Consider the following 8,063-nt stretch of genomic DNA (forward strand, 5'->3'; position numbering starts at 1 on the left):
CCGCCCACCCCGGCCGACCGAGGGCCCCGGCGCACGGCAGACCGAAGGCCCCGGCGTCCGTCCGGGGAAGGACGGCCACCGGGGCCTTCGGATCAAGCTCGCGGATCCATGCCCGCGTGGCGAACGCAGGCCGCGCATGGATCCTGGGTGCCGGACGGGAGCGGATGAGAGAGGGCCCGCTCTGGGTCCACCCGGCGATCAGACCAGATGAGGGGTTCAGCCCTTGAGGGCGCCGACCTTGGTCGCAAGCGCCGACTTCTTGTTGGCGGCCTGGTTCTTGTGGATGACACCCTTCGAGACGGCCTTGTCGAGCTGACGCGCGGCGACGCGCTGGTACTCGGTGGCCTTCTCGACGTCACCCGCGGCAGCGGCCTCACGGGCCTTGCGGATCGCGGTCTTCAGAGAGGACTTGACGGCCTTGTTGCGCAGCCGGGCCTTCTCGTTGGTCTTGTTCCGCTTGATCTGGGACTTGATGTTCGCCACGAATTGAGCCTTTGCAGGTTCAGGCACGAGGCCGCGAAGGTCCCGTACCGATGATTTCTTGAAGGAGTGCCTCGCGCTGAGAGGGCAAGAGACACAGCCCCCCACGGTACCAGCGGCCCGCGGCGCCCCCAAAACCAGGCCCCAACCTGCCCGCAACCAGCCCGCGCCCCGGCCGCAACCCGGCGTCGGGCCGTCCCAGACCCATCCCGGCTCCCCACCCGTGGGACGATGGAGGCTACGTATCGATCCGACCCGAGACCGCAGACACTGCGGACGCCTCAAGAATCAGGACCCTGCGTGCCCGCGATCCCCAGCCATGTGCCCGAGCCGAGCCGTACCGACCCTGCGCTGATCCGCAACTTCTGCATCATCGCGCACATCGACCACGGCAAGTCCACGCTCGCCGACCGGATGCTCCAGCTGACCGGTGTGGTCGAGCAGCGGCAGATGCGCGCCCAGTACCTCGACCGCATGGACATCGAGCGCGAGCGCGGCATCACGATCAAGTCCCAGGCGGTGCGATTGCCGTGGGCCCCCACCCACGACAAGAGCAGCACGCACATCCTCAACATGATCGACACCCCGGGGCACGTCGACTTCACCTACGAGGTCTCGCGGTCGCTCGCCGCCTGCGAGGGCACCATCCTCCTCGTGGACGCCGCCCAGGGCATCGAGGCCCAGACCCTCGCCAACCTCTACCTGGCGATGGAGAACGACCTCACGATCGTCCCGGTGCTGAACAAGATCGACCTGCCGGCCGCGCAGCCCGAGAAGTTCGCCGAGGAACTCGCCAACCTGATCGGCTGCGACCCCGACGACGTGCTCAAGGTCTCCGCCAAGACCGGCCTCGGGGTCGAGGCGCTGCTGGACAAGGTCGTCGCCGACGTCCCACCCCCGGTGGGCGTCAAGGACGCCCCCGCGCGGGCGATGATCTTCGACTCCGTCTACGACTCCTACCGGGGTGTCGTGACGTACGTCCGTGTCATCGACGGCCAGCTCAACAAGCGCGAGCGGATCCGGATGATGTCCACCGGCGCCACGCACGAGCTGCTGGAGATCGGCACCAACTCACCGGAGATGCTCGCCGCCGACGGCCTCGGCGTCGGTGAGGTGGGCTACCTGATCACCGGCGTGAAGGACGTCCGCCAGTCCAAGGTCGGTGACACCGTCACCAGCATGCACAAGGGCGCCGAGGAGGCGCTCGGCGGCTACAAGGACCCCAGGCCCATGGTCTTCTCCGGTCTGTATCCGCTGGACGGCTCGGACTACCCCCTGCTGCGCGAGGCCCTGGACAAGCTCCTGCTCAACGACGCCGCCCTCGTCTACGAGCCCGAGACCTCCGCGGCCCTCGGTTTCGGCTTCCGCGTCGGCTTCCTGGGCCTGCTGCACCTCGACGTGATCCGCGAGCGGCTGGAGCGCGAGTTCGGCCTCGACCTCATCGCCACCGCGCCCAACGTGGTCTACCGCGTGGTCATGGAGGACGGCACCGAGGTCGACGTCACCAACCCGAGCGAGTTCCCCGAGGGGAAGATCAACGAGGTCTACGAGCCGGTCGTGCGCGCCACGATCCTCGCACCGACCGAGTTCATCGGCGCGATCATGGAGCTGTGCCAGACCCGGCGCGGCACCCTGCTCGGCATGGACTACCTCTCCGAGGACCGGGTCGAGATCCGCTACACCCTCCCGCTCGCGGAGATCGTCTTCGACTTCTTCGACCAGCTGAAGTCGAAGACCCGCGGCTACGCGTCGCTGGACTACGAGCCCACCGGCGAGCAGGCCTCCAGCCTGGTCAAGGTCGACATCCTGCTGCACGGCGACAAGGTGGACGCCTTCTCCGCGATCACCCACAAGGACGCCGCGTACGCGTACGGCGTACGGCTCGTCGCCAAGCTGCGCGAGCTGATCCCGCGCCAGGCCTTCGAGGTGCCCATCCAGGCCGCCATCGGCTCCCGGGTGATCGCCCGCGAGACCATCCGCGCCATCCGCAAGGACGTCCTCGCCAAGTGCTACGGCGGTGACATCTCCCGCAAGCGGAAGCTGCTGGAGAAGCAGAAGGAAGGCAAGAAGCGGATGAAGATGGTGGGTTCCGTGGAGGTTCCGCAGGAGGCCTTCATCGCGGTCCTCTCCAGTGATGACAGCGCGGGGTCGGGCAAGGGCAAGAAGTAACCGCCGCACCGCACGCCGAGTCCGGGTAAAACGGACTCCGGGGGGCCCGTCGTACGAAAGTGCGGCGGGTCCCTTCGCATGTCACGGGCGGGCGTCTGTAGGAAGTGACAGGGCGCGGACTCTTACGCGGGGGCCGGTCGCCCTTTACGCTGATGCCTGCCCCGTAGTTACTCGTGAGTTAAACAAGTGATCGGGCAACTGTCCGAGCCACGCCCGAACACCGCCCGAGAGTGAACCAGCCGCACCTGAACCAGCCGCACCTGGGCCGGCCACCACGAGCCGGCCGCGCCGTCGCGGGCCCACGGAGGATGTCGTGAGCGACACACAGACAACGATCGAGAACCGTCCGCCCTCCGTGGCGGGACTCTTCCTGGAGCGGGTGGCCGCCACGCCGGACGCCGAGGCGTACCGCTACCCGGTGCCGCCGGCCTCGGGCGAGGGCCCCGACGCGTGGAAGTCGCTGACCTGGTCCCAGGCCGCCGATCGGGTCTACGCGATCGCGGCCGGTCTGATCGAGCTGGGCGTGCAGCCGCAGCAGCGCGTTGCGCTGGCCTCCTCCACCCGGCTGGACTGGATCCTCGCCGACCTCGGCATCATGTGCGCGGGCGCGGCGACGACCACCGTCTACCCGCAGACCAACGCCGACGAGTCGGCGTACATCCTCTCCGACTCCGAGAGCCGCGTGCTGATCGCGGAGGACGCCGCGCAGCTGGCCAAGGCCAGGGAGAAGCGGGCGGAGCTGCCGGAACTCACCCACGTCGTGGTGATCGACGCGACCGGCGCGGACACCGCCGAGGACTGGATCCTCACCCTCGACGAACTGGAGCGCACCGGCGCGGCCCGCCTCGAGACGGACCCCGAGCTGGTCGCCAAGCGGGTCGGCGCGCTCACCAAGGACCAGCTCGCCACCCTCATCTACACCTCCGGCACCACCGGCAAGCCCAAGGGCGTACGGCTCCCGCACGACTGCTGGTCGTACATGGCGAAGGCCATCGCCGCGACCGGCCTGGTCAGCGGCGACGACGTGCAGTACCTGTGGCTGCCGCTCGCGCACGTCTTCGGCAAGGTGCTGACCTCCGGCCAGATCGAGGTGGGCCACGTCACCGCCGTCGACGGCCGCGTCGACAAGATCATCGAGAACCTGCCGGTGGTCCAGCCGACCTACATGGCCGCCGTGCCGCGCATCTTCGAGAAGGTCTACAACGGCGTCGCCGCCAAGGCCCGCGCGGGCGGCGGGGCCAAGTACAAGATCTTCCAGTGGGCCGCCGGCGTGGCCCGCGAGTACGCCAAGGTCACCCAGGACAACTTCAAGCGCACCGGCACCGCGAGCGCGCCCGCCGGCCTGCGCACCAAGCACGCCGTCGCCGACAAGCTCGTCTACGCCAAGATCCGCGAGGCCTTCGGCGGCCGCCTGCGCGCCTGCGTCTCCGGCTCGGCCGCCCTCGCCCCCGAGATCGGCTACTTCTTCGCCGGCGCCGGCATCCACATCCTGGAGGGCTACGGCCTCACCGAGTCCTCCGCCGCGTCCTTCGTCAACCCCGGCGAGGCCTACCGCACCGGCACGGTCGGCAAGCCGCTGCCCGGCACCGAGGTGCGCATCGCCGACGACGGCGAGATCCTGCTGCGCGGCCCCGGCATCATGGAGGGCTACCACAAGCTGCCGGAGAAGACGGCGGAGGTGCTGGAGGCCGACGGCTGGTTCCACACCGGCGACATCGGCGAGCTCTCCGCCGACGGCTACCTGCGGATCACCGACCGCAAGAAGGACCTCATCAAAACGTCCGGCGGCAAGTACATCGCGCCCGCCGAGGTCGAGGGCCAGTTCAAGGCGGTCTGCCCCTACGTCTCCAACATCCTGGTGCACGGCGCCGACCGGAACTTCTGCACCGCGCTCATCTCCCTCGACGAGATCGCCATCACCGAGTGGGCCAAGGAGAACGGCCTGGAGGGGAAGCCGTACGCGGAGATCGTCGCGGCGCCCGCGACGGTGGAGATGGTCGACGGCTACGTCAAGCAGCTCAACGAGGGCCTCCAGCGCTGGCAGACCATCAAGAAGTTCCGCCTGCTCCCGCGCGACCTGGACGTCGAGCACGGCGAGATCACCCCGAGCCTCAAGCTCAAGCGGCCGGTCGTGGAGCGGGAGTACAAGCACCTGATCGAGGAGATGTACGAGGGCTCGCGCGAGGCGTGAGCGCCCTCGCTCCGTGGCGGATGCTCGGAACCGTCCGTTCTCCGGCGGTGTCCGAGCGTTCGCGTAGCACGGATCTCACCCTTGGCGGCCGACTTCGGTAACTCCGTGCTTATGAACGGGTCCGGTCTGTCACTCTGTCGGCATCGACTGCGAGCACCTCGCACGAACTGCCCGGGGAGACGTCCATGGGGGCCATTCCGACGCAGCGGGAGACCGCCTTCCGCACCAGCGGGGCGCCCGCGTACACCGCTGAGGCATCCGCCCAGGAGTGCGCGCGGGCGCACGCGGTGCTGCTCGGCAGCTCCCTGGCGCCGGGGGCCGCGCGCGCGATGGTGCGGGCGGCGCTCGCCGACTGGTCCGCGCGCGCCCTGCCCGGCGCGGAACACCTGACCGAGCACCGCGCCACCGACGTCCTGGTGGTCGTCAGCGAGCTGGTCACCAACGCCGTCGTGCACGCCGGTACGGACGTCGAGGTCACCTGCCGGATGGAGGAGTCGGGCACCCTCGTCGTCGAGGCCACGGACCACCACCCCTCCCGCGCGCCGAGGGGCGGCGACCACGGGACACCGCAGGACCCCGCCGAGTACGGGCGCGGTCTGCGGCTGGTCGCCGCGCTCTCGGAGGCCTGGGGGATCACGTACCGGCCGGGCACCAAGACGGTGTGGGCCCGGCTTCCGGCCGCGGGCACGGAGACGGCGGCGGACGCCGGGAGCGAGACCGTGACCGCCGGGCAGATCGAGGTGTACGCCCCGGACGAGGTCCGGGAGAGCCCGGACGCCGCCCCCGGTACCGGCCTGCGCGGTCTGCGCGACCGGGAGTGGCTCGGGCGCGGCGCGCTCTCCTTCCTCGCCGAGGCCTCCGACCTCCTGGCCGGGCAGCTCGACGAGGACCTGGTCGCCTCGCTCACCGGCCAGCTCGTGGTGCCGCGGCTCGCCGACTGGTGCGGGGTGTGGCTGGAGGACGAGTCCCTGGGCCGGGGCGCCTGGAGCGACGACCCCGGCACGGCCGTGGGCGCCCGGCTGGCCCGCGTGTGGCACGCCGGCGAAGGCCACATCGACGAACTGCGCCTGGCCCTGGAGAAGGACCCGCCCCGCGCCCGCGACCCGTGGCGCTCCGGCCCCGTCGGCCACCCCTGGCCCGCCGAGGCGCTCGGCACGCACGGCGCCGCGCTCGCCTACCGCCTGGTCGCCGGGGGCAGGCCGCTGGGCACCCTGGTCATCGGACGGGCCGGCACCGCGGGCTTCCCCGACGAGATCACCGGCCTGGTCGAGGACCTCAGCCGCCGCGTGGCGCTCGCCATCGGTGCCGCCCGCCAGTACGCGCGCCAGGCCACCATCAGCGCCGTCCTCCAGCGCGGCCTGCTGCCCGGCGCCGTCGCCGAGATCCCCGGCGTGCGCAGCGCCCTCGTCTACGAGCCCTGCGACAAGGGCGGCCCCAGCGGCGACTTCTACGACCTCTTCCCGGCCGGCGACGGCCGCTGGTGCTTCGCCGTCGGCGACGTCCAGGGCAAGGGCCCCGAGGCCGCCGTCGTCATCGGCCTCGCCCGGCCCTGGCTGCGGCTGCTCGCCCGCGAGCAGTACGGCGTCCCCGACGTCCTCGACCGCCTCAACCAGCTCCTCCTCGACGACGCCACCGAGGCCGCGGACGCCGCCGCCCGCGCCCTGGTCGCCGTCGGCGGACCACCGGTTGCCCCGGGCGACGGACCGCAGACCCGCTTCCTGTCCCTGCTCTACGGCGAACTCGAACCCTTCGAGGGCGGCGTCCGCTGCACCCTCGCCTCCGCCGGGCATCCGCTGCCCCTGCTCCTCGGACCCGACGGCGCGGTGCGCGCGGTCGCCGCGCCGCAGACCCTCCTCGGCGTCGTCGAGGACGCCACGTACGCCAGCGAGACCTTCGAGCTGCGGTCCGGCGACACCCTGCTCTGCGTCACGGACGGGGTCACCGAGCGGCGCAGCGGCTCCCGCCAGTTCGACGACGGGGACGGGCTCGCCGCGGCGCTCGCCGGGTGCGCGGGGCTCGACGCCGAACTGGTCGCCGAGCGCATCCGGCGGCTGGTGCACGAGTTCGGGCCCCGGCCCCCGGAGGACGACCTGGCGCTGCTGGTGCTCCAGGCCGAGTAGCGGCGGGACGGGTCGTCGCGGTCCGGGGCGTCGTGGTCCGGGTCGTCGCCGCGGGCCGAGCGGCCGCAGGACGGGCAACCGTTCCCGTACGGGACAATGGAACGCATGCCCTCCGCACTCCCCGACGGCGAACCCGTCCCCGCCGACGGTGCCCTGCCCGCGTCCGCGCTCGCCGGGGCCGCCGACCGCCCCCTCGGCTTCTACCTGCACGTGCCCTACTGCGCGACCCGCTGCGGCTACTGCGACTTCAACACCTACACGGCGACCGAGCTGCGCGGCACCGGCGGCGTCCTCGCCTCCCGCGACAACTACGCCGGGACACTCGTCGACGAGGTCCGCCTGGCCCGCAAGGTGCTCGGCGACGACCCGCGCGAGGTCCGCACGGTCTTCGTCGGCGGCGGCACCCCCACCCTGCTGCCCGCCGGAGACCTGGTGCGGATGCTGGGCGCGATCCGCGACGAGTTCGGCCTGGCGCCGGACGCGGAGGTGACGACGGAGGCCAACCCCGAGTCGGTCGACCCCGCCTACCTGGCCACCCTCCGCGAGGGCGGCTTCGACCGGATCTCCTTCGGCATGCAGAGCGCGCGGCAGCACGTCCTGAAGGTCTTGGACCGCACACACACCCCCGGCCGCCCCGAGGCCTGCGTCGCCGAGGCCCGCGCCGCCGGCTTCGACCACGTCAACCTCGACCTGATCTACGGCACCCCCGGCGAGTCCGACGACGACTGGCGGGCCTCCCTCGACGCCGCGCTCGGCGCCGGACCCGACCACGTCTCGGCGTACGCCCTGATCGTCGAGGAGGGCACCCGGCTCGCCCGGCGCATCCGGCGCGGCGAGGTCCCGATGACCGACGACGACGTGCACGCCGACCGGTACCTGATCGCCGAGGAGACCCTCTCGGCGGCGGGCTTCGACTGGTACGAGGTGTCGAACTGGGCCACCTCCGACGCCGGCCGCTGCCGCCACAACGAGCTGTACTGGCGGGGCGCCGACTGGTGGGGCGCGGGGCCGGGAGCCCACTCCCACGTGGGCGGCGTGCGCTGGTGGAACGTGAAGCACCCCGGGGCGTACGCAGGGGCGCTGGCGGCGGGGAAGTCGCCGGG

General features: G+C 71.6%; 5 protein-coding genes. 4 read left to right on the top strand and 1 reads right to left on the bottom strand.

Annotation, left to right across the window (positions count from 1 at the left end; all coding sequences use genetic code 11):
* Positions 1-216: 216 nt before the first annotated feature.
* Positions 217-483, bottom strand: coding sequence for a 30S ribosomal protein S20 (rpsT, locus tag DMH12_RS35500; protein WP_122620158.1), 267 nt, complete (start codon positions 481-483; stop codon positions 217-219).
* A gap of 297 nt (positions 484-780) precedes the next feature.
* Here rpsT and lepA point away from each other — a divergent pair, with 297 nt between their 5' ends.
* From lepA to hemW, 4 genes are all read left to right on the top strand, one after another.
* Positions 781-2,649 (top strand): translation elongation factor 4, encoded by a 1,869-nt coding sequence (gene lepA / locus DMH12_RS35505; protein WP_125495427.1) that lies wholly within the window; start codon positions 781-783, stop codon positions 2,647-2,649.
* 313 nt (positions 2,650-2,962) lie between these two features.
* Positions 2,963-4,840 carry a long-chain fatty acid--CoA ligase gene (locus DMH12_RS35510; RefSeq protein ID WP_125495428.1) on the top strand — a complete coding sequence of 626 codons (1,878 nt, stop codon included), beginning with the start codon at positions 2,963-2,965 and terminating at the stop codon, positions 4,838-4,840.
* A 185-nt stretch (positions 4,841-5,025) separates the two neighbouring features.
* Entirely contained in the window at positions 5,026-6,960 is a 1,935-nt protein-coding gene (locus DMH12_RS35515) for a SpoIIE family protein phosphatase (RefSeq protein ID WP_125495429.1), read from the top strand.
* Between the two features lie 105 nt (positions 6,961-7,065).
* Positions 7,066-8,063 (top strand): radical SAM family heme chaperone HemW (gene hemW, locus DMH12_RS35520; protein WP_125495430.1); only part of this gene is annotated, 998 nt, incomplete at its 3' end.

It is taken from the genome of Streptomyces sp. WAC 04229, from assembly GCF_003947455.1.
Taxonomy (GTDB): Bacteria; Actinomycetota; Actinomycetes; order Streptomycetales; family Streptomycetaceae; genus Streptomyces.

Excerpts from the sequence above, each read along its gene's own strand:
- DMH12_RS35515 (WP_125495429.1), top strand. The coding sequence starts at position 5,026 with ATGGGGGCCATTCCGACGCAGCGGGAGACCGCCTTCCGCACCAGCGGG.